Origin of the sequence: Romboutsia sp. 1001216sp1 (genome assembly GCF_039841805.1) — a bacterium.
Taxonomy (GTDB): domain Bacteria; phylum Bacillota; class Clostridia; order Peptostreptococcales; family Peptostreptococcaceae; genus Romboutsia_C; species Romboutsia_C hominis.
Genome location: NZ_JBDPHA010000001.1, coordinates 425,793 through 448,528, shown reverse-complemented (window position 1 = coordinate 448,528; position 22,736 = coordinate 425,793). Strand labels below are relative to the sequence as shown.

Sequence of the window (22,736 nt, the reverse complement as noted above, 5' to 3'; positions counted from 1 at the left end):
TATGGATAGATTTTTTGTAGAAAAGAAAAACATAAACCTAGAAAATAACACTTGCATAATAGAAGGTGAAGACGTAAAACATATATCAAAAGTTTTAAGATGTAGAGTTGGAGAATGCCTAGAAATATGTGACAATGACAATAATGAGTATATAGCAGAGATTTCGGGTATATCTAAAGAAGAAGTAACTCTAGATATAGTAGAAACTATAGATATAAAAAGAGAATCAGACCTTAAAGTAAGGCTATACCAAGGGTTACCAAAAGGTCCTAAGATGGAAATGATACTTCAAAAGTTAACAGAAGTTGGAGTGGATGAAATAATCTTAGTACAAACTAAAAGAAGTGTAGCCAAAGTTGATGATAAAAAAGAAGACAAAAAAATAGAGCGTTGGGAAAGGATAATATACGAAGCTGCAAAGCAAAGTAAAAGAGGAAAAATACCAACACTTAGAGGCGTTTTAAGTTTCGAAGAAGCATTAGCTGATATGAAAAATAATGACTTTAATATAGTTCCTTATGAAAATGAAAGAACGAAGTCTATAAAACAAGCTATAAAAGATATAGATATAAATAATATAGGAATATTTGTAGGCCCAGAAGGTGGATTTGCAGAAGAAGAAATTAAACAAATAGAAGATATAAATGGTCAATCGGTATCTCTTGGACCTAGAATACTAAGAACTGAAACGGCATCAGTAGTAGCATCTTCTATAGTTTTATATGAATTAAGTGACTTAGGAGGACAAGCATAAGTGAAAAAAGTAGCATTTTACACATTAGGTTGTAAAGTAAATCAATACGAAACAGAAGCTATGCTTGAAATGTTCAAAAAAGATGGATATGTTCAAGTTGAAAGCGAAGACTATGCAGATGTTTATGTTATAAACACTTGTACAGTAACACATATGAGTGATAGAAAATCACGTCAATATATAAGAAGAATGAAAAAGAAAAATCCAGACGCAATAATAGCAGTTGTTGGTTGCTATTCTCAAGTATCACCAGAAGAAATACTTGAGATAGAAGAAGTAAACTTAGTAATGGGTACTAACGAAAGAAGACAAATAGTTGAAGAAATTAAAAAACTAGATGCATCTCAAAAAGCTAGTACAGTAGATGATATAATGAAGGTAAGAGCCTTTGAAGAAATAGAAATAAATCAAACAAACGGAAAAACTAGAGCATTTATGAAAATACAAGATGGATGCGATAGATTTTGTTCCTACTGTATAATACCTTATGCTAGAGGTGGAAAAGTAAGAAGTAGAGATTTAGAAAGTATAGTAAATGAAGCTAACAAATTAGCAGATAAAGGATACAAAGAAATAGTTCTAACAGGTATACATGTTGCATCTTATGGAAAAGATGTAACAGATGCTAATATGAATTTATTAACTGTTATAAAAGCAATAGATGAAATAGAAAACATAGAAAGAATAAGATTAAGTTCAGTTGAACCAGTATTATTCACAGAAGAGTTTGTTGAAGAAGTTTCTAAAATGGACAAAGTGTGTCCTCACTATCATTTATCATTACAAAGTGGATGTGACGAAACACTAAAGAGAATGAATAGAAGATATACAACTAAAGAATACAAAGAAATAGTTGATAGATTAAGAGCACATATACCTGATGTTGCAATAACAACAGATATTATAGTAGGTTTCCCAGGGGAAACTAATGCAGAATTTAGTGTAACAAATAAATTCTTAGAAGAAATAGAACTTTCACAAATGCATGTATTTAAATATTCACCAAGAAAAGGGACACCAGCTGCAACTATGGAAAATCAAATAGATCCTCAAATGAAGCAGTTAAGAAGTGATAAGCTTATAGCTTTAGGTCATACAAACTTTAAAAAGTTTGCATCAAAATATGAAGGTAAAGAAGTAGAAGTACTATTTGAACATAGAATGAAGGATAATAAATTTGAAGGATTAACAACTAATTATATAAGAGTTATAGTTGATAGTGAAAAAGATATACAAGGTCAAATACTTAAAGTTAAGATAACTAAGGTTAATGATGAATTTGTAGAAGGAATTTTAGTATAATATGTAGAAATATAAAATGACTTAAAAGAAATTATGGCTATTTATAAAAACTGTCATAATTTCTTTTAGTACATTTAATTAAATACAGTATATATTAAAAAAATTGCGTAATACGCGTTTAAAGGTTTGTGTAAGGCATTTTAAATAATAGTAGGTAAAATAATTATATACAAATAGATTAAGTAGCCTAAAAAGTTAAATAATAAACAAAAAGGAGAAATATTATGAGTTGCATATTCTGTAAAATAATAGATGGAGAAATACCATGTTCTAAAGTTTATGAAGATGATAAAGTATTAGCATTTAATGACATAAATCCAGTAGCACCTATACATATATTAGTAATACCAAAAGAACATTTTGATAGTTTAATAGATATATCTGAGGAACAAATGGACATAATGGCGCATATACATAAGGTGATAAACAAAATAGCTAAAGAACAAGGCTTTGATAAAGATGGTTTCAGAGTTATAAACAACTGTGGCGTAAATGGAGGTCAAGAAGTAAAACATCTTCATTATCATATACTAGGTGGCCAAAAATTACCGATGTATGAAGCTATGAATAAGTAAGAAAAATTTAAAAAATTCTTCTTAAATAAAATACTTGAAAAAAAAATAAAAGTAGTTTATAATAAACAAAGTGTGAGGTTATAATACATATAAATGTTATAATCTTTGTTATAGACACAGCAGAATTCGCACTATCGGAGGGAGGGAAAATGAAATGTCAGAAGTAAGAGTAAGAGAAAACGAAACATTAGACAGCGCGTTAAGAAGATTCAAGCGTTCATGTGCAATGTCTGGCATCATGTCTGAAGTTAGAAAAAGAGAGCACTATGATAAGCCAAGCGTTAGACGTAAGAAGAAGGCAGAAGCTGCTAGAAGAAAAAACGCTAAGAAATAGTTAAAAAAGAAATAAAGAGGTGAGGGTAATGTCCCTTAAACAAAAGTTACAAGAAGATTTAAAGTCTTCTATGAAAAATAAAGATACAGTAAGAAAATCTGTGGTAACTTTAATAAGAGCTTCTATAAAGCAATTCGAGGTTGACAATAGAGTTGAGCTTGATGATGAAGGCATTATAGATATAATAGCTAAGCAGTTAAAACAGCGTAGAGATGGTTTAGCTGAGTTTAAAAAAGCTGGAAGAGAAGACTTAGTAAGTGAAGCAGAGGCTGAAATCGAAGTTTTAAAAGAGTACCTACCTCAACAGTTAAGCGAAGAAGAGCTAAACACAATTATAAAAGAAACTATATCTGAAGTAGGAGCTACTTCTATGAAGGATATGGGAAAAATTATGTCAGTTGTTAGACCTAAAGTTAAGGGAAGAGCTGATGGAAAACTAATAAACGAGTTAGTGAAAGCTAACTTACAATAGATAGAAAAACCTAGAGACTAGTCTCTAGGTTTTTTAATGTGCTTATTTAATTTTTTTAAGTCATCACCGGAAAATATAGTTAATATAAAGTCGGCAATAATTTCACCTATATCCAATAGAATATCCATATAAAATCCTCCTTTAAAATATTATATAAAAAAATAGATATAGAGTTTCTAAAAGCGAGTTTAAATAAAAATCATACCATATTAATATAAAAAAATAAGACTTACTTAAATTATAGCCATTGAAAAACAATATATCCATATAAATAAAGATAAAGACTAATGAAATATATATAATGTTCTGCTACAATCTTAAGATATATATAAATAATCGAAGGATTTTAAAATCATTAATATATGGCGTGTATTAAATTTTTAATTAAGGGGGATATTATGCTACCAATATTAGTAACTAAAAGGTGTATTTTAAAAGAGGTGTGTTTAGAAAATGCAAAAGATATGTATGAATACGCAAAAGAAGAGAAAGTAGTAAGGTATATGACATTTCCAAAACATGAAAGTTTAGAAAATACTAAAAATTTAATAGAAAGCTTTTTTATAGAAAGGTATAAACAAGGAATATCTTATGATTATGGTATAACATACAAAGAAAATAACAAATTTATAGGAACATCAGGGTTTTGTAGAATAGAAAATAAAGTAGCAACACTAGGATATTGTCTAAACCCAGACTATTGGAATAAAGGCATAATGACTGAAGTTGTAACAAGGCTAATAAAATTTGGATTTGATGATTTAAAATTAGAAAAAATAGAAGCACAATTTTATGACGGAAATATAAAATCAGGTAATGTAATGAAAAAATGTGGTATGAAATATTTAGGAAGTGAAGAAAGAGAAATAAAGCTACAAGGTAAAATGGTTATGGGAAAAATCCATAGATGTGAGATAACTAAAGAAGATTATTATAAGGGCTAGAAATTTTTCTAGTCCTTATTTGAATTTTAAATTTAAACTATAAAATTTAATATTTCATCGTATAGCTCTTTTGCGTCATTATAACCTTCTTCATACAATGCTGTAAGTTTATTAACATCTTTTTCAACTTGACTAACTTTAACAGGTTTTTTAGGTCTAATAACAAGGACATCTCCCTTTTTAGATAATTCATCTACTAAATCAAGGCTTTTATTATAATTAATATGTCTATTTTCAATAGCACTAACAAGATTAGGATAAGCTTTATATCTTCTTTTTACAATTGAAGTAAATTTTTGTTTATTTTTTTTGTAAGTATAATCTCTAGTAAGTACTACTATATTTTTTCTATATCCTTGATTTATAGCGTATTCAATAGGAATTGAATCAGATACTCCACCATCAACCAACTTATAATTGTCTACCTCAACTATATTTGCAAACATAGGTATAGAACAAGAGGCTTGAAGATAAATAATATCTTTTCTTAAATCACTTAAAGTAAAATACTCTGGTTTTCCAGTTTCACAGTTAGTAGCAACAGCTATAAATTTAGTAGTAGATTTATTAAAAGCATCGTAATCGTAAACATTTAACTCATTAGGTATTTTGTTAAACATAAAGTCCATACCAAATATAGAACCTGTTTTAATTAAATTACGAAAGCTTAAGTAATTTTTATCATTTACATAATCTACAGTAGCATGATAAGCTCTTTTATATTGTTTTGATAAATAAGAAGAAGCATGGCAACTTCCAGCAGAAACTCCAACAACCATATCAACTCCTATATTCTTTTCTATGAAAAAATCTAATACGCCAGCAGTATAAATTCCTCTCATACCACCACCTTCTAATATTAATCCTATTTTATTCATAATTATCCTTTCTATATTTTAAATTTACATAATATAAAATACTTCATTTACTTTGCAACTATTATAGTATAAGGAGTTTATATTGTCTAGTTATTTAAATTTATATTAAATATAGTAATACTTATCTATTAGATAAAATTAAAAATACTTGAAAAATGTATTTACTAAATAGAAAACACTTTGTAGTAGATGTTTTTTAAGTATGAAACTATGGGTACAATATAAATATTATAAAAGTTTAAGGAGTATAAAATGCTTAAGAATATAATTAAAAAGTATAAAGAAAACAAAGACAACAAAAATAAAGTAGTTTGTAGTTGCTTTGAAGTAACTAAAGCTGATATACAAAATGCGGTAAATGAAGGGATAACATCTATAAATGAAGTAAGGAAAAAAACAAAAGCTGGTATGGGATGTGGAAGATGTAACGCTTCTATTGAAAGAGTTGTATACAAAGCTATAAAATCTAAAAACGAAAGTAAAGATAAATCTAATTAAGATTTGTATATCCTTTTGCTTGTATTTATATTATATTAAAAATGGAATAAATTATGAATTAAAATATAAAATTTAAATACTTTCCATATAATATGGTAAAATAGTCATAGCAATAACAACTGGAGGATAATATGAAAAAACTAACAACATTAATAACAATATTTATATCTATTTTTGTTTTGACAGGTTGTGTAAATACAGACATAACATTAGATATAGACAAAAAGGGAAATATAAGTGCATCGGCACAAATATTAAGTAGTGATTACCTAATGAAAGGTATAGATGAAGCCAAATTAAAAGAATCATATTCTAATGTAGAAAAAATAACAGAACCAGGAAAAACAGGTTATAAAATAACAGAAAACATAGGAAATATCAAAGATATAAAAATTGATAACAACAAGGATTTAAGCAAATACGCTGATTTAATAAAAATAAATCAAGAAGATAAATTTTTATATAATATATATGATGTTAACATAATGCTAAAAGATTATATGCAAAAAAATATGAGTAGTGAAGAAGTAGGTATGTTAGGTCTACTTGGTTCTGGTTTTGATTTGAATTTCCACTTAAATACACCTTTAGAATTGATAGAATCAAATGCAACATCTAACTCAGAAAAAGATGGTATACATACATATAATTGGGATTTTAACTTAGGAAAAGTAGATAATATATATGCTAAAGTTAAAATACCTAATATAAAAAATATAGCTATATTAGTAGTTGGTATTATAGCTTTAATAGGTATCATTGTATTTATAATAAAAAAAAGAAAAAAGAATAATATAAATAAAAGCCAGTTCTAATTAGAATTGGCTTTTATTTATATTAAGAAATCATAAGTTACCTATTTTGTTGATAATCTATAATTAAAAACTATAAAATTTGAGAAAGAGATATACTGCTTATGAAATTATATATATGATTTTTTATATTGACATACCGAAAATAAACTTGTCATAAAAAAGAGAACTTGTACATACTTATAAATAAGAAAATAATGAAAAGAGGGGGATAACTTTGATTATATCCGTAAAAGAAGTTATAAATTTTTTTATAAGTGTCCTCATACCACTAGTAGTAGGATATGCTAGTAGTATGATATCTCAAATAATAGCAGGAACAAATACAGCAGCTAACTATGCAAGTTTAATAAAACCAGACTTTGCACCACCCAGCTTTATATTTCCAATAGTATGGACAATTCTATACATATTAATGGGAATATCAGCTTATTTAATATTAAAAAAAGGTTATGAATCTACCAAAGTAAAAGATGCAATGTTTTACTATTGGTTACAACTTGGACTTAATTTTTTATGGAGTATATTATTTTTTGGATTTGATTTAAGACTAACAGCATTAATAGTGCTTGTAATAATGTTGTTAATTGTAATAGTTATGACATATAAATTCTTTAAAATAAATAAAAAAGCAGCTTATATAAATATACCGTATATTATATGGCTTATGTATGCTTTATATTTAAATTATTTTATATGGATAATAAATAAATAGAACAAGCAACAATATATAACATACTACATATACTTAATTAATCATAATTAAAAACCTTATAATATAAAACATTAGTAGAACCTAATGATTAAATTAAGGGAGACTATAAAGTGAAAAATAAAATACCATTTTATTAGACTTTAAGGAGAGGATTTGATTGAAACGTAGTATATGTAGTAGAAATGTAGAATTAAGGGATGGTATAAAAGAGTATATTAATTCAAAGTTTGATAAGTTAAAAAGCTCTTTAGAAGATGGATGTGTCAAAGTTATTATAGAAAAAGATGAAAGCATGTATAACATTGAGGTTTTAATGAGTGAAGATAATGTAAATATTGGAAAAGTGGAAAGTATAAATGAAGACTTGTACTCTGCAGTAGATGCTGCCTTTGAAAAAGTATATAGCAAGCTAATAAGGTATAAATCAAAATTGAAATTTAGTACAGACCCATTAATAATAAAAGGCTCAGAAGAAGTTGAAGAAGATGATGAAATAATAATAAAAAGAAGAAAAAAATTCAATCTAAAACCTATGAGCATAGAAGAGGCAGTACTTCAGATGGAACTTTTAGGACATAATTTTTTTATATTTAGAAATCAAGATAATTATGAAATAAATGTTGTATATAAAAGGAAAAATGGTGGGTATGGATTAATAGAGCATGAATAAAGATATGTAGCTTATAAAAAATACTGAGATTTTTCTCAGTATTTTTTATATTTTATTCTCTAGAAGAAGCAACTCATATACTAGAGAATTAAGAGTATTTATATTTATATATAAACTTTTATTAAGATTATTATGTTTATAATCATATTTAAATGTATAACTTTCAATTATATTATCATATTGATAAGTTTTTATATAGTTTTTATCATAGTATAAATCATTAGAAGAATTACTTAATTTATTTTTCAAAAATTCATCAACTATTTTTTGATAAAAATCTTTGCTTTGAATAGGAAGAATTTTTAAATTAAAATATGGTCGCTGATAGATATAAAATATTTTATTATCTTTTTTAGAAATTCTTATTTTGTAAATTTTATTTTTAGTCTTAAAAAAATACTGATAAAACTTAAGTGCATCATTATTATCGAAAAATATATCAAAATCTTCATCTATTATAGATTCTTCACAAAGAGAATCATCAAATATAGCATTTATAGTTTTTATACAAAGAAAACGTAAATATTCATCGGAAGTAGTATCTAAAGTATCATCTTTTGTTTTTTCGCATATATTTAATATGCGTGAATCATTTGATAAATTATAAGAATTTCTTAAGTTAATTTTAGATTTAGGTTTAATTAATGGATATAAAGATTGCATAGATGAAATTAAATTAAAATAACTATTATTAAGAGATGTAAGTATATTTTTCGAATAATTACTTATTGCATATTTTTTTAAACGTTTTAGATCGGAAAGTATATTAAAGCTAAGTATAAGTATAGAATTTAAATCTACCTCATTTATGGATAATGAATTGGTTGTTCTGATAAATTCATTATCTAGAGAATTATGATATATATTTTTATAAAGTTGAGAGAGTAGCTTCATATTCCTACTATTTTCCTCTTTTATAGAAGTTAACGTATCAATCGAATAAGAATAATCTATGAGATAGCTTAAATATATATCTAGGTAAATGCAATTTTGTATGATTTTTACAAAAATATTTTTCATTTAATCACCTCTTTTTTAATAACATAAATATATAGATATTTTATTCAAATAGATATTATAAGTTTACACGCTGACTTTATTTAAATAAAAAAATAATCATATTAGTATTGAGTTATTAGGCTTAAATTCCATAAAAGAAAAATAAGTAAAAAAATTAAGGAGGAATAGTATGATAGATATTTCAGAAGAATTGTTAGTAAATAAACCAACAGTTACTATAATTTCAAATACCTTCGTAAGTATAGAAAATTATATATCTATAATCACCTATGAATCAGATTTAATAAAAATAAAAACTAGAGAAAAAACAATAAAAATATGTGGAAGTGATCTTTCACTTAAATATATACAAGAAGAAGAAATAGGTGTAAAAGGAGTTATATACACAGTAGAATATATAGATTAGGGGGAAATACGTATGATAAGCTATATAAGGGGATATTATGTTATAAGTGTAGAGGGAGTGGAGATAGAAAAGTTTATAAACCTTTTAATAAGAAGTAATGTAAAAGTTTATAATGTAAAAAGAATAAGTAAGACTAAAATAGAATTTTGTGTAAATAGAGAAGATATGAAGGATTTAAAAAGAGCTTATAGGGGAAATAATTTTGATATAAAGGTAAAGCAAAAAACAGGTGTACCCTTTATACTTAAGAGAATCTATAAATTAAAGGGAATGTGGATTTGTGCTATAATATCGTTGTTTTTACTTATTATGACATCTCAATTTGTAACAGATATATACATAAAGGTTCCAGAAGGGATAAACAAAGATGATGTACGAAAAGAGCTATATAATGCAGGACTAAAGCCTGGAGTTTATAAAAAGAATATTGATAGAAAAGAAATAAGAGACCATATAATGTTAGAATTTAATGATATAGCATACATATCTATAAATGTTAAAGGTACAAATATATTTGTAACTGTAACGAAAAAAGCAGAAACTCTAAAATCTACTAAAGATTCAAATTATTGTAATATAATTGCTAGTAAAAATGGTATAATAGAAAAGGTAATACCAAGAAGTGGAAACCCAAGTGTAAATCCTGGAGATATAGTAAAAAAGGGAGATGTGTTAGTAAGTGGCGCAAATACAAAGTCTCTCCCTGAAATATGGGCAACAACTTTTTATGAAGTTAAAAAAACTGATAGCTATGAAGATACTATAAAAGAAAAAACAGGAAATAAAAAAAGAGTATATACCATAAGTTTCTATGATAAAAAATATACATTAAGGAGAAATATAAAGTATAAGGATTATATTATAGAAAACAAAACACATAAATTATCTATAGGAGATTATACTTTTCCTATAAAAATTGAAGTAAGTACTTTCTATGAAGCTAAGAATAAAAAGATAAGCAAGAATAAAGAAGAATTGAAAAAAGAAATATCAGAAAGGGCTCAAAAAGAAATAGAATATATTATACCTCCATCAGCTAGAATCATAAAAGTAGACCATGATTATAAAGTAAATAAAAATAATATGTTAGAATATGTGTTAACAGTACAAACAACTGAGAATATTGCGCATACTTACGCACTTAGCAAGTCAGAAGCAGAGGAATATATAAAAGAAAGTGAAAAAAATGAGTCAGAGGAAGAAATTCCTAAAAATCCTGATAAAAGACCGATTAATGATATAAGAAATGAATTTGAAGATAAAGATAAAGAAGAAAATGACAAAAGCAAAGAAAAAGATAAAAATTCAAATACAAACTAAGGAGGACGTAAATTGATAGTACAAAAGAAATTTATAGTATCAGAAGAGAAGTTTGAAAGAGAATTATTTGGTAACTTTGATGAAAATATTAAATTGATAGAGGATGCTTTAAATATAGATGTAATATTAAGAGAAGGCAATATAGTTTTAATGGGTGAAGAAAAATATGTAGAAAAAGCCTTAAGACTAATGGATGAACTACATTCAACAGTACAAAATGGAAAACATTTAGACAAGCAAAGTATATCTTATTCTTTATCTCTTTTATTTGAAGGTAGTGAAGAAAAGATAAAAGACCTAGAAGAAACTATAGTATTAACTAAAAAAGGTAATCCTGTTAGGCCAAAAACTCTTGGTCAAAAAACATATATAGATTTAATAAAGAAAAATGATATAACTTTTGGAATAGGGCCAGCTGGAACAGGTAAAACATATCTAGCAGTAGCAATGGCTGTTAAAGCTTTTAAAAAGGATGAAGTAAGTAGAATAATACTTACAAGACCAGCGGTAGAAGCAGGCGAAAGTTTAGGTTTTTTACCAGGGGATTTAAAAGATAAAGTAGATCCATATTTAAGACCATTATATGATGCATTATTTGATATGCTAGGTCCTGAAAAGTTTAGCAAATATTTAGAAAGAGGAACTATAGAAGTAGCACCTTTAGCATTTATGAGAGGTAGAACATTAGATAATGCCTTTATAATACTAGATGAAGCTCAAAACACTACTCCAGAACAAATGAAGATGTTTTTAACAAGACTAGGATATGGCTCTAAAGCAGTAGTAAATGGTGACTTAACTCAAACAGACTTGCCTAGAAAAAGTAAAAGTGGATTACTTCATGCTATAAAAGTACTAGATAAAGTAGAAGGAATAGGAAGTATAAGATTAACAGACAAAGACGTAGTAAGACATGAATTAGTTCAAAGAATAATAAGAGCTTATGATAGATTTGACAATAAGGAATTAGATAAGAAAGAAAGCAAAAAAGATAAAAAAAAGTAAAAGAAAATAACTAAGGAAGAAGTGAATAAAATGGAATTAATAATGGATAATAGACAAGATAAAATGGACATAAGTGAAGAATTAATAGAGAAAATAAAAGATATCATATTAGAATGTTTGGACTATGAAGGATATGACGATGATTATGAAGTTAGTTTATCTTTTGTAGACAACAAAGAAATACATGAGTTAAACAAGCAATTTAGAGGGATTGATAGACCAACAGATGTGTTATCTTTTCCAATGATAAGTGAAGATGATTTTGATATAGAATTAGAAGAAAAATCACTAGGTGATATAGTAGTATCTTTAGAAAGAGCTTTTGAACAAAGTATAGAATACAATCATAGCTTTGAAAGAGAAGTATGTTTTTTAGTATGTCATAGCATGTTCCATCTTTTAGGATATGATCATGATACTGACGAAAATACAAAAGAAATGAGACAAAAGGAAGAGCATATACTAAATAAGTTAAGTATAACAAGGGAGTAAGTTTATGAAGGGGACAAAAAAACGTCAGGGGATAGTTAAGGCATTTAATGTAGCTATAGAAGGTATATTATATACATTTAAGTCAGAAAGAAATATGAAAATACATTATTGTGTTGCTGTAATAGTACTCGTAGCTAGTATGTTTTTTAAGCCTTCTAGAATGGAGATGATAGCTTTAATTATGGCTATAAGCTTAGTTGTAATATCAGAAATGTTTAATACGGCTATTGAAAAAGCTATAGACATGGTAACAGAAGAACATCATCCATTAGCTAAAATATCAAAAGACGTAGCAGCTGGAGGAGTATTAATAGCTACTTTAAATTCAGTTGTAGTAGGCTATTTAGTGTTTTATGATAAAATATCAAAACCGGCTGAAAACTTGATAAACTCTATAAGAAGGTCAGAACTTCATATAACTTTAATATGTATAGTAGTAGTTTTAATAGCAGTTGTAGTAGTAAAAACCTTGACAAATACAGGAACACCACTAAAAGGTGGAATGCCAAGCGGACATTCAGCATTAGCATTTGCAATGGCTACAATGATAACTATGATGACAGGTGGACTTATACAATCCACGCTATCATATTTAATGGCGTTTTTAGTTGCACAAAGTAGAATTGAAGGAAAGATACATACATTTTGGGAAACAGTAGCAGGATCAATATTAGGAGTTTTAGTGGGGTTAGCAGTATATCAAATAGGATGGTTTTATTAAATATATAAGAGTCTTCTTTTAATCTTTTTAGGGAGGCTCTTTTTATATTTCATTTTAACTACCTATATTATGAGTAAGTTATGTATATTGATTATATTAATAGATATATTGAATTAAAAAGCAGAAATTAGGCAGATACAAAAATATATTGTAAATAATATAAAATATATATTAAAGTACTCAAATTAAGAGTATTTTATTAAAAAATAAGTCTTAAATTATCAATTTTGTGTTATAATGTAAGGTACTAAATAAATATATTAAATATAAAATACGGAAATAAGAATATTTATTATATATATTTTATAATATAGATTTATAAGATATATCAGGAGGCATATATTATGAATAATAAAGAATTATTAAAAATAGCAGAAGAAGCGAGAAAACATTCTTATTCTCCATATTCAAAGTTTAGAGTTGGAGCAGCTCTTTTAACTAAAGATGGAAAAGTATTCACAGGATGTAATGTAGAGTGTGCATCTTTTGGAGCTACTAACTGTGCTGAGAGAACAGCAATATTTAAAGCTATATCAGAAGGACATAGAGATATAGAAGCAATAGCAGTAGCTAGTGATAACTCTGAAAAAAATGAATCAACATACCCATGTGCAATATGCAGACAGGTTATAATAGAATTTGGGTTAGATATAAGAATAATAACAGGTTATTCTGAAGGAACTATAAAGGAAACAACTATAAAAGAGTTAGTTCCTCACTATTTCTCAGGAATAGACTTTGTAGATAATCATAAATAAAACAAAAGAAAAGACAGGAGACATTTATATGTTTAAATCAGGATTTGTTAGTATAGTAGGGAGACCAAATGTTGGTAAGTCTACTTTAATGAATAATGTGGTTGGAGAAAAAATAGCTATAATGAGTGATAAACCTCAAACTACAAGAAATACAATACAAGCAGTATATACGGATGAAGAAGCTCAAATAGTTTTCTTAGATACGCCAGGTATACATAAACCTAAAAATAAATTAGGAGAATTCATGGTTAAATCAGCAACTGATGCATTTAAAAATGTTGATTTAGTATTATTTGTTGTGGATGATTCTAAAAAGATAGGACCTGGAGACAGAAAAATAATAGAAGAATTAAGAAATGTAAAGAGACCAGTTATATTAGTATTAAACAAAATAGATCAATTACAAGAAGATGAACTATTTGAATTAATGGAAATGTATCACAAAGAAAATGTGTTTAAAGGAATAGTGCCAATATCAGCACTTAAGGGAAGAAACATAAAAGAGCTTATAAAAGTAATAAAAACTTACTTAGAAGAAGGACCAAAGTACTTCCCAGACTACATGATAACTGATCAACCAGAAAGAGTGTTAGTAGCTGAACTTATAAGAGAAAAAGTATTACACTATGTTCATGATGAAGTTCCTCATGGAGTTGCAGTTGAAATAGAAAAAATGAAATCAAGAAAAGATAAAGAAATTGTTGATATATCAGCTGTTATCTATTGTGAAAGAGAATCTCATAAGGGTATAATAATAGGTAAGAATGGAAGAAAATTAAAAGGTATAGGGAAATCAGCAAGAGAAGATATGGAACTATTATTAGGTTCTAAGGCAAATCTTCAATTATGGGTAAAGGTAAAAGAAAACTGGAGAAACTTACAAAATTATGTGAGTAACTTTGGATATACTGATAAATAATAAAGGTGGATTATATGGATAGGAAACAGGATGCTTCCCAGGATTTGTTGGGCGAAGTCAAGAGTTTAATTGAAAATAATAAAATACTAGAATTAAGAGAATTATTAGAAGAATATCATACAATTGATATCTTTGATATTATGGAACATTTAGAGGAAGATATGAAAATAAAATTATTTGAAGTACTTCCCCTTGATGTAGCAGCATCTATATTAGAAGAAAGTGATGCTCAGTTTTTCAGTAGTACTTTATCTAAGATAGATATTGATCATAGAAAAAATATCTTAGAATTAATGTCTTTGGATGATATGGCAGATATTTTAAGTCAGCTTGAAGAAGGCGAGATAGAAAATATAATGGAACTTCTAAGTAAAGAAGATGCAGATGATATAAAAGAACTTTTAATATATGAAGAAGAGTCTACAGGTGGTATAATGACCACTGGATACATAGAAGTAAATAAAGACATGACTGCTAAAGAAGCAATTGAACATATGAGAAGTCATGCTGAGGAAGCAGAAACAATATATTATATATATGTAGTTGATAATGCTGAAAAGCTAGTGGGAGTACTATCTCTAAGAGAGTTAATAACAGCTAGAGATTCTAGCATTATAGAAGATCTAATGAGTGAAAACATAATATCTGTATATGTAGATGAAGATAGAGAAGAGGCTGTAAGATTAGTATCTAAGTATAATCTAATAGCAATACCAGTAATAGATAGACAAAAAAGACTTAAAGGAATAATAACAGTAGATGATATAATAGATGTTATGGAAGAAGAAGCAAGTGAAGATATGTATAAATTTGCAGGTACTTCGGAACAAGAAAGAGACTTTGTAGAAAAAGTTAATCCAACATCAAAAGAACAAATAATATCATCAGTTAGAGCGAGAATTCCATGGCTTATAATAACTTTACTTGGTGGATTATTATCTATGGTAATATTTTCTAATTTAGATTTTATAATGAACCCAACTTATGCATCTTTAGTATTTTTTATACCTGTTGTTATAGGTATGGGAGGAAACATTGGAACACAGTCATCAGCACTTGCTGTTATGGTTCTTTCGAATAAAGATTTAGAATTTAAAAATGTTATAAGAGAAGGTATGGTAGGTCTTATAACAGGAATAATATGTAGTATATTAATAGGAATAGTAATATTTATATTTATGAGGGACATAGATATAGTGTTAGTAGTATCCTTATCTCTATTTATAAACATGATAGTTGGAGCTATGATAGGTGCATTTATGCCATTTTTATTTAAAAAAATGGATGTTGATCCATCAATAATATCAGCACCAATAATAGCAACACTTCTTGATATAGTAGGAATTGCTATATATTTAATGATAACAACTTTGCTTTTGGCAAAAATTGTTTAATAAGTTAATGTATGATTTACCCTCTTCTTACTTAAAATATAAATATAACTGTAAGAAGGGGGTTTTTTAAAAATGAACAATTTATGTTGGGAAATTTTTAAAAAGACAGGCAATATAGAAGCCTATTTATATTTAAAAGATTATAAAACACTAAATGAAGAAGTAGAAACTATGAGGGAGATAGAAACAGACTATGATAGTATTGAACACCCAGGGGATAGTACTTAAGGCAGTAAGATATGAAGAAAACGATGTTATATTAACTCTATTTACAAGAAAGCTTGGAAAAGTATCAGCATTAGCAAAAGGAGCTAAAAAAAACAAGAGCGCTCTACTTTCATCTTCGCAGCTTTTTGCTTATTGTAATTATACATTAAGAAAACAAGGAAGTATGTATAGGGTAAGTCAAAGTGATATTATAAAAAGTTTTTATGATATATCCTACGATATAGATGCATTTTCTTATGCTACCTATATAACTAAGTTAGTAGAAAACTCAACCTTAGAAAATCAAACTAACAATAGGTTATTTATACTACTTGCACAAACTTTATATCTATATACTCAAGTTGATGTAGACAAGAAATTTGTAACACATGTATTTGAATTAAAATTTTTAGATTATATAGGTCTTAGACCAATAATAAACAGGTGCTCAATATGTGGTACTAGAGACTTAAAATCACCAGCATTTAATGTATACGAAGGTGGAGCATTATGTAGTAGTTGTAGTGAAAATGTACAAGACAACATAAGTATAGATGTAACAACGTTAAAATTAATGGAATATATATTATCAAATGATATATTAAGATGTTCCAAAGCTAAAGTATCTAAATATATCATATATGAACTAGAAAAAATACTAAAACAATACTTAGCGGTACATGTAGATAATATAAATCAAAAATCTTTATACATGTTAAGAGAAATGAAAAAATCTTCAAAAGAAGATTTGAATGAGTAAGTTTAGAATAATTATAAGGGAGTGGATAATGGTGAATGAAAATATTACAATAGAAAAACTAGATGCTGTTATACAAAGAGTACCAGGTGCTACGTATGAACAAGCTAAAAGTGCATTAACAAAAACTAATGGAGATGTTATAGAAGCGATAATATCTCTAGAAGGACAGATAGGCTTTAGTGGTAAAAGTAAAAAGGTTAAAAAGAATGTAGAACAAGTATTTTCAAAAGATAGTGAAGATATGAAAGAACTTAAAAATAAAGTAAAAGATTTACTTCAAAAAAGTAGCGTCATAAGAGTTATAGTAGAAAAAAATGGTAAAAATATAATGAATATACCTCTTACAGTAGGAGTAGTAGGTTTAGCACTTGGTCCATTGGTAACATTAGTTGGACTTTCAGCTGCAGTTATAGGAAAATATAACATAATGATTCAAAATGAACAAGATGGTTCAATAGTTGATTTAGGGGAATTAAATGAAGAAAAGTTAAGTATGTTAAAGCAAATGCTAAGTAATACTGCTAAAGGGATAAAAGATACTGTAGTGGAAAGCAAAAAAGACGACAAAGACATAACAGATGAGCTTATAAATGAATATGACAATTCAAATTTAGATAACAACAAATAGAGATAAAATTATGATTTTTCAATAAGATTGACAAAAATTCAAGTATTTGTTATTCTAAAAGTTGAAATATACTAAAGGCCTTTCGTTAATTCGAAAGGCTTTGTTAAGCATATAGGAATTTATATTTTAAAACTTATAATAAGACTTAAACTAAAAATTATAGTTTTAACAATATACATAAAATTAAAAATTTATAGGAGGTATTCATATGAATTTCCAAAATATGATACTTACATTGCAAAACTATTGGGCAAAGCAAGGATGTATCATGATGCAGCCTTATGATGTTGAAAAAGGTGCAGGTACAATGAACCCTAATACTCTTTTAAGATCATTAGGACCAGAGCCTTGGAAGGTTTGCTATGTAGAGCCATCAAGAAGACCTGCGGATGGTAGATATGGGGAAAATCCAAATAGACTTTACCAACATCATCAATTCCAGGTTATATTAAAACCATCACCAGATAACATACAAGAATTATATTTAAATAGTTTAAAAGAAATAGGTATAGATCCAAATGAACATGATATAAGATTTGTTGAAGATAACTGGGAATCAACTACAGTTGGAGCTTGGGGACTTGGATGGGAAGTTTGGTTAGACGGTATGGAAATAACTCAGTTTACTTACTTCCAACAAGTTGGAGGTATAGAGTGTGAACTTGAAACTGGAGAAATAACATATGGACTAGAAAGACTTGCTATGTATATACAAGAAGTAGATAGTGTTTATGACTTAATGTGGAATGATGAGTTAACTTACGGAGATGTATTTAGACAAGCTGAATATGAGAACTCTGTATATGCATTTGAAGAATGTGATGCAGATATGTTATTTAATTTATTTGATACATATGAAAAAGAAGCTACTAGACTTATAGAAAGAGGACTTGTAATACCAGCATACGATTATGTGTTAAAATGTTCTCATACATTTAACACTTTAGATGCTAGAGGAGCTGTTGGAGTAAGTCAAAGAGCATCATTTATAGGAAGAGTTAGAACAATGGCTAGAAATGTTTCTTCAGCTTACGTTAAGCAAAGAGAAGAAATGGGATACCCGCTTATAAAGGAGGGAAAATAATATGAATAACTATCTTTTATTTGAAGTTGGAGTTGAAGAATTACCATCAAGATTTGTAAGTTCTACATTAGACCAAATCAAAGGTAACTTAACAAAATTATTTAACGAAAATAGAATAAAATTTGATGATATAAAAGCTTATGGAACACCTAGAAGATTAGCGTTTATAGTTGAAGGTATAAGTGATAAGCAAACTGATTTAGAAGAAGAAGTAAAAGGTCCATCTAAAAAAATAGCAATAGATGCTGATGGAAATTTCACAAAGCCAGCACTTGGATTTATGAAAAGTAAAGGTTTAAAAGAAGAAGACGTAATATTTAAAACTGTTGGAAAAGATGAATATATATTTGGAACAATAAGACAAGCTGGTTGTGAGACTAGTGAAGTATTAAAAACTATATTACCACAAGCAGTTAAGATGGTAGTATTCCCTAAGGCTATGCGTTGGGGTGGAAAAAACATGAGATTTGCTAGACCTATAAGATGGATGGTTACATTACTAAATGATAAGGTACTAGAAATAGACTTAGAAGGTATAATATCTTCAAATGTAACTAAAGGACATAGATTCTTAGGACAAAGTGAATTTGAAGTTAACTCTTTAGAAGATTATCTAACTAAATTAGAAGAAAACTTCGTAATATTAGATCAAGATAAGAGAAAAGCTATAATAAAGGAACAATGCATAAATGTTGCTAACACTTTAGGTGGAGAAATTGAATTTGACGAAGATTTACTAGAAGAAGTAACTCATTTAGTTGAATATCCAACAGCTTTTTATGGAGAGTTTGACAAAGAATACGCTAAACTTCCTAAAGAAGTTGTAACAACTCCAATGCAGCAACATCAAAGATATTTCCCAGTATTAAAGGATGGGAAATTATTACCAAACTTTATAGCTGTAAGAAACGGTAATGACTATAAAATAGAGAATGTTAAAAAAGGTAACGAAAAAGTTTTAGAAGCAAGACTTGCAGATGCATTATTCTTCTACAAAGAAGACACTAAAAAAGACTTAGAAAGTTACATAGAAAAATTAAAGAGTGTTGTATTCCAAGCTAAACTTGGTACAGTTTATGACAAATCTTTAAGAATAGAAAAATTAAGCGTTAAGATACTTGATTTATTAGGATTAAGTCAAGATGAAGCTGATACTAAAAGAGCAGCTAAATTATGTAAAGCTGACTTAGTAACAGGAATGGTATTTGAATTTACTGAACTTCAAGGGATAATGGGAAGAGAGTATGCAAAAGTTGGTGGAGAAAATGAAGCTGTTAGTGAAGCAATATTTGAACATTATTTACCAAGATTTGCAGGAGATATACTTCCACAAACTAATGCTGGTATAGCTTTATCTATAGCTGATAAATTAGATTCTATAGCAGGATTTTTTGCAATAGGAATACATCCAACAGGATCTCAAGATCCATATGCACTTAGACGTCAAGCATTAGGTGTTATAAATATACTAATGGATAGAAAGTTAGATATAAGTCTAAAATCATTAGTTGATATATCTTTAGAAAATTATACAAACTTAGAATTTGACAAGCAAACTGTAGCTAATGAAATGATGGAATTCTTCAATGAAAGAATCAAGAACTTATTTAGAGAACTAGGAATAAGATATGATGTTATAGATGCAGTATTAAGTGCAAACATAGACAATGTAAGTGATATGTATATAAGAGCAGAAGAACTTAATAATTGGCTACAAAAAGATGAGTTAGTTGAAATGCTAACAGCATTTAATAGAGTTTCTACATTAGCTCAAAAAGCTACTTCTAGCGAAGTGAAGGAAGAGTTATTAGTAGAAGATGCTGAAAAGGCTTTATACAATGAATTTAAAAATGTTAAAGAAAGCGTAAAATCTTTATTAAGTGAAAAGAGATATAGTGAGTCATTAGATGCATTTGCATCACTAAGACCATCAATAGATAATATGTTTGATTCTGTTATGGTAATGGATAAGGATGAAGCTATAAAGAACAATAGACTAGGACTTTTAAAACAAATATATGATACAATGTTAAGTATATGTGATTTATCAAAAATAGTTTATAAATAATATATCGGGGGCTAAGAGGACACTTTTAGTCCCTATATTATTTTAAATAACATTTTCCTAAAAAGATTCAAAATAATTTATTTGGAAAAAATACAAATAATAAATATTAAAATAATTAAAAAAATATCAATAATATATATTAAAACTATTTAATATATACAATGTTATATTATAATAGATTTAGTATAAACAATTTAGCTACATTATTTAGTATATAAACCATTAATATATACAAAAGAATAAATAGTATATAATAAATATAATAAAAAGTATGCGAATTGTATAACAAAAAGATTTACAATTACATATATATGGGTATATAATATACTATATAAAGAAAAAGTAATATAAAGTATAGCACATAAGGAAGAGGGTGACTATTATTCAACTTAATGATAGACAATTAAAGATAATTGATATAGTAAAAGAGAATGAGCCTATAACAAGTGAAGCCATTGCTGCTCATTTAAACGTAACTCGTGCTACACTAAGATCTGACTTAGCCATATTAACTATGACAGGAATATTAGATGCAAGACCTAAAGTTGGATATTTTTACTCTGGAGTTAGCGAATTAAATTTAATAGGCAATAACATAAAAGACAAAAAAGTAAGAGACATCATGAGTTTACCTGTATTAGTAAAAAAAGATATGAGTATATATGAAGTTATAGTCAATATGTTCTTATCAGATGTAGGAAGTATATTCATAATAGATAATGACGACATACTATGTGGAGTGGTTTCTAGAAAAGATCTACTTAAAGCTACTATAGGTGCTAGTGATATAAATCATATGCCAATAGGCATGATAATGACTAGGATGCCCAACATAGTTACTATAAATCAAGATGAGGATATAGTATTGGCAGCTAAAAAGATAATAGAACACGAAGTTGATTCTATTCCTGTTGTTGAACGTGATGAAAATAACAAAAACAACTTAAGGGTAGTAGGAAGGATATCTAAGACTAATATAACAAAATTTTTCCTAGAATTAGCTGACAATTAAGGAGGAATAAATGAAAAATTTAATTATATATGTTATATCAGACTCAGTAGGTGAGACTGCGCAACAAGTAACAAAAGCTGCTATTTCTCAATTTAAAATTAGTGAAGAGTGTGAAATAAGAAGATTCCCATATGTTATGGATGAAAACTTTTTATTAGAAATTTTAGAAGGTGGAAAAAGTGAAGATGCTATAATAGTATATACATTAGTAGACGAAAATCTTTTAAATGTTACTAAAAAATTCTGTGAAAAAGAAAATTTAAGTAATATAGACCTAATGACACCAATTTTAAAAGAAATAGCAAATAAAACTCAAATGAAACCTAAAAGAGAGCCTGGTATAATCAGAAAGTTAGATGAAAGCTATTTCAAAAGAGTAGAAGCTATAGAGTTTGCAGTAAAGTATGATGATGGTAAAGACCCAAGAGGTATACTTAAATCAGATATAGTTTTAGTAGGGATATCTAGAACTTCTAAAACACCACTTAGTATGTATCTAGCAAACAAAAACATAAAAGTAGCAAATGTACCTTTAGTTCCAGAAATACCTATACCTAAAGAGGTATTTGAAATAGATAATAAAAAAATAATAGGACTTACTAATACTCCAGAGAAGTTAAATCAAATAAGAGCAGAAAGACTTAAAGCATTAGGACTATCAAGTAATGCAAACTATGCTAACTTAGATAGAATACTACAAGAATTAGACTACTCAGAACAAGTCATGAAAAAAATAGGATGTCCAGTAATAGATGTTTCAAGTAAAGCAATAGAAGAAACAGCTGGAATAATTCTTGATATTATCAAAGAAAATGGATTAAACATATACAAAGATAGTGATAGATAGTTAAATTTAAAGAGAAAAACCTTAAAAACATCTTAGTTAATTTAATACAAGTTATTTATAGTAAATAAAACCTTATATTAAACTAACTAAGATGCATAAAGGCTAATTATATTAAACTAACCAAAATACAAAATGATGGGG

General features: G+C 27.3%; 27 protein-coding genes. 25 read left to right on the top strand and 2 right to left on the bottom strand.

The window, feature by feature from the left end:
- Position 1 precedes the first annotated feature (1 nt).
- The 6 genes from ABHC41_RS02325 to ABHC41_RS02300 all read left to right on the top strand — a co-directional run bounded on the left by ABHC41_RS02325 (position 2) and on the right by ABHC41_RS02300 (position 4,381).
- Complete coding sequence (locus tag ABHC41_RS02325) at positions 2 to 754, top strand: RsmE family RNA methyltransferase (protein ID WP_092927062.1); 753 nt, start codon at positions 2 to 4, stop codon at positions 752 to 754.
- Complete coding sequence (gene mtaB, locus ABHC41_RS02320; RefSeq protein WP_092927060.1) at positions 755 to 2,056, top strand: tRNA (N(6)-L-threonylcarbamoyladenosine(37)-C(2))-methylthiotransferase MtaB; 1,302 nt, start codon at positions 755 to 757, stop codon at positions 2,054 to 2,056.
- A gap of 224 nt (positions 2,057 to 2,280) precedes the next feature.
- Positions 2,281 to 2,631 (top strand): histidine triad nucleotide-binding protein, encoded by a 351-nt coding sequence (locus tag ABHC41_RS02315; protein ID WP_092927058.1) that lies wholly within the window; start codon positions 2,281 to 2,283, stop codon positions 2,629 to 2,631.
- A 154-nt stretch (positions 2,632 to 2,785) separates the two neighbouring features.
- On the top strand, positions 2,786 to 2,965 hold the full coding sequence (rpsU, locus tag ABHC41_RS02310; RefSeq protein ID WP_021125460.1) for a 30S ribosomal protein S21: 180 nt from the start codon (positions 2,786 to 2,788) through the stop codon (positions 2,963 to 2,965).
- Between the two features lie 28 nt (positions 2,966 to 2,993).
- On the top strand, positions 2,994 to 3,437 hold the full coding sequence (locus ABHC41_RS02305) for a GatB/YqeY domain-containing protein (protein ID WP_092927056.1): 444 nt from the start codon (positions 2,994 to 2,996) through the stop codon (positions 3,435 to 3,437).
- 398 nt (positions 3,438 to 3,835) lie between these two features.
- Complete coding sequence (locus ABHC41_RS02300) at positions 3,836 to 4,381, top strand: GNAT family N-acetyltransferase (RefSeq protein WP_271892016.1); 546 nt, start codon at positions 3,836 to 3,838, stop codon at positions 4,379 to 4,381.
- Positions 4,382 to 4,413: 32 nt separating this feature from the next.
- On the opposite strand, the gene ABHC41_RS02295 is transcribed toward ABHC41_RS02300, so the two are convergent.
- A complete protein-coding gene (locus ABHC41_RS02295) occupies positions 4,414 to 5,259 on the bottom strand; it encodes a patatin family protein (RefSeq protein ID WP_166504952.1) in 846 nt (281 codons plus the stop codon).
- Between the two features lie 252 nt (positions 5,260 to 5,511).
- Here ABHC41_RS02295 and ABHC41_RS02290 point away from each other — a divergent pair, with 252 nt between their 5' ends.
- The 4 genes from ABHC41_RS02290 to ABHC41_RS02275 all read left to right on the top strand — a co-directional run bounded on the left by ABHC41_RS02290 (position 5,512) and on the right by ABHC41_RS02275 (position 7,954).
- Positions 5,512 to 5,757: a (2Fe-2S)-binding protein gene (locus tag ABHC41_RS02290; RefSeq protein ID WP_092927051.1), complete on the top strand. Its 246-nt coding sequence runs from the start codon at positions 5,512 to 5,514 to the stop codon at positions 5,755 to 5,757.
- A 131-nt stretch (positions 5,758 to 5,888) separates the two neighbouring features.
- Positions 5,889 to 6,572 (top strand): LPXTG cell wall anchor domain-containing protein, encoded by a 684-nt coding sequence (locus tag ABHC41_RS02285; RefSeq protein ID WP_271892015.1) that lies wholly within the window; start codon positions 5,889 to 5,891, stop codon positions 6,570 to 6,572.
- Between the two features lie 214 nt (positions 6,573 to 6,786).
- Positions 6,787 to 7,284 carry a TspO/MBR family protein gene (locus ABHC41_RS02280; protein WP_271892014.1) on the top strand — a complete coding sequence of 166 codons (498 nt, stop codon included), beginning with the start codon at positions 6,787 to 6,789 and terminating at the stop codon, positions 7,282 to 7,284.
- Positions 7,285 to 7,441: 157 nt separating this feature from the next.
- A complete protein-coding gene (locus ABHC41_RS02275) occupies positions 7,442 to 7,954 on the top strand; it encodes an HPF/RaiA family ribosome-associated protein (RefSeq protein ID WP_271892013.1) in 513 nt (170 codons plus the stop codon).
- 45 nt (positions 7,955 to 7,999) lie between these two features.
- Here ABHC41_RS02275 and ABHC41_RS02270 read toward each other — a convergent pair whose 3' ends face one another.
- Entirely contained in the window at positions 8,000 to 8,848 is an 849-nt protein-coding gene (locus ABHC41_RS02270) for a hypothetical protein (RefSeq protein WP_271892012.1), read from the bottom strand.
- A 295-nt stretch (positions 8,849 to 9,143) separates the two neighbouring features.
- On the opposite strand from ABHC41_RS02270, the gene ABHC41_RS02265 reads away from it, so the two are divergent.
- From ABHC41_RS02265 to ABHC41_RS02195, 15 genes are all read left to right on the top strand, one after another.
- Complete coding sequence (locus ABHC41_RS02265) at positions 9,144 to 9,380, top strand: YabP/YqfC family sporulation protein (RefSeq protein ID WP_092927041.1); 237 nt, start codon at positions 9,144 to 9,146, stop codon at positions 9,378 to 9,380.
- 12 nt (positions 9,381 to 9,392) lie between these two features.
- Positions 9,393 to 10,700, top strand: a complete 1,308-nt coding sequence (gene yqfD, locus ABHC41_RS02260; protein ID WP_092927039.1) for a sporulation protein YqfD — start codon at positions 9,393 to 9,395, stop codon at positions 10,698 to 10,700.
- Between the two features lie 12 nt (positions 10,701 to 10,712).
- On the top strand, positions 10,713 to 11,705 hold the full coding sequence (locus tag ABHC41_RS02255; RefSeq protein WP_195236850.1) for a PhoH family protein: 993 nt from the start codon (positions 10,713 to 10,715) through the stop codon (positions 11,703 to 11,705).
- A gap of 30 nt (positions 11,706 to 11,735) precedes the next feature.
- Positions 11,736 to 12,197: an rRNA maturation RNase YbeY gene (gene ybeY / locus ABHC41_RS02250; RefSeq protein WP_092927035.1), complete on the top strand. Its 462-nt coding sequence runs from the start codon at positions 11,736 to 11,738 to the stop codon at positions 12,195 to 12,197.
- A 4-nt stretch (positions 12,198 to 12,201) separates the two neighbouring features.
- On the top strand, positions 12,202 to 12,918 hold the full coding sequence (locus ABHC41_RS02245; protein WP_092927033.1) for a diacylglycerol kinase: 717 nt from the start codon (positions 12,202 to 12,204) through the stop codon (positions 12,916 to 12,918).
- A 344-nt stretch (positions 12,919 to 13,262) separates the two neighbouring features.
- The gene (gene cdd, locus ABHC41_RS02240; protein WP_092927031.1) at positions 13,263 to 13,676 is read left to right on the top strand and encodes a cytidine deaminase; all 414 of its coding nucleotides are present in this window, start codon (positions 13,263 to 13,265) and stop codon (positions 13,674 to 13,676) included.
- A gap of 28 nt (positions 13,677 to 13,704) precedes the next feature.
- On the top strand, positions 13,705 to 14,595 hold the full coding sequence (gene era / locus ABHC41_RS02235; RefSeq protein WP_092927029.1) for a GTPase Era: 891 nt from the start codon (positions 13,705 to 13,707) through the stop codon (positions 14,593 to 14,595).
- Between the two features lie 14 nt (positions 14,596 to 14,609).
- On the top strand, positions 14,610 to 15,989 hold the full coding sequence (mgtE, locus tag ABHC41_RS02230; protein ID WP_166504957.1) for a magnesium transporter: 1,380 nt from the start codon (positions 14,610 to 14,612) through the stop codon (positions 15,987 to 15,989).
- A gap of 72 nt (positions 15,990 to 16,061) precedes the next feature.
- Complete coding sequence (locus tag ABHC41_RS02225; RefSeq protein WP_092927025.1) at positions 16,062 to 16,217, top strand: YqzL family protein; 156 nt, start codon at positions 16,062 to 16,064, stop codon at positions 16,215 to 16,217.
- Positions 16,183 to 16,956 (top strand): DNA repair protein RecO, encoded by a 774-nt coding sequence (gene recO / locus ABHC41_RS02220; protein WP_092927023.1) that lies wholly within the window; start codon positions 16,183 to 16,185, stop codon positions 16,954 to 16,956. Before ABHC41_RS02225 ends, recO begins: the two co-directional genes overlap by 35 nt.
- Positions 16,949 to 17,584, top strand: a complete 636-nt coding sequence (locus tag ABHC41_RS02215; RefSeq protein WP_242871345.1) for a DUF4342 domain-containing protein — start codon at positions 16,949 to 16,951, stop codon at positions 17,582 to 17,584. The genes recO and ABHC41_RS02215 overlap by 8 nt, the downstream gene beginning before the upstream one ends.
- 208 nt (positions 17,585 to 17,792) lie before the next feature.
- Positions 17,793 to 18,668, top strand: coding sequence for a glycine--tRNA ligase subunit alpha (gene glyQ / locus ABHC41_RS02210; RefSeq protein ID WP_092927021.1), 876 nt, complete (start codon positions 17,793 to 17,795; stop codon positions 18,666 to 18,668).
- 1 nt (position 18,669) lies between these two features.
- The gene (glyS, locus tag ABHC41_RS02205) at positions 18,670 to 20,736 is read left to right on the top strand and encodes a glycine--tRNA ligase subunit beta (RefSeq protein ID WP_195236851.1); all 2,067 of its coding nucleotides are present in this window, start codon (positions 18,670 to 18,672) and stop codon (positions 20,734 to 20,736) included.
- A gap of 373 nt (positions 20,737 to 21,109) precedes the next feature.
- Positions 21,110 to 21,748 (top strand): helix-turn-helix transcriptional regulator, encoded by a 639-nt coding sequence (locus tag ABHC41_RS02200; protein WP_092927017.1) that lies wholly within the window; start codon positions 21,110 to 21,112, stop codon positions 21,746 to 21,748.
- Between the two features lie 10 nt (positions 21,749 to 21,758).
- A complete protein-coding gene (locus tag ABHC41_RS02195) occupies positions 21,759 to 22,595 on the top strand; it encodes a pyruvate, water dikinase regulatory protein (protein ID WP_092927015.1) in 837 nt (278 codons plus the stop codon).
- Positions 22,596 to 22,736: the final 141 nt, after the last annotated feature.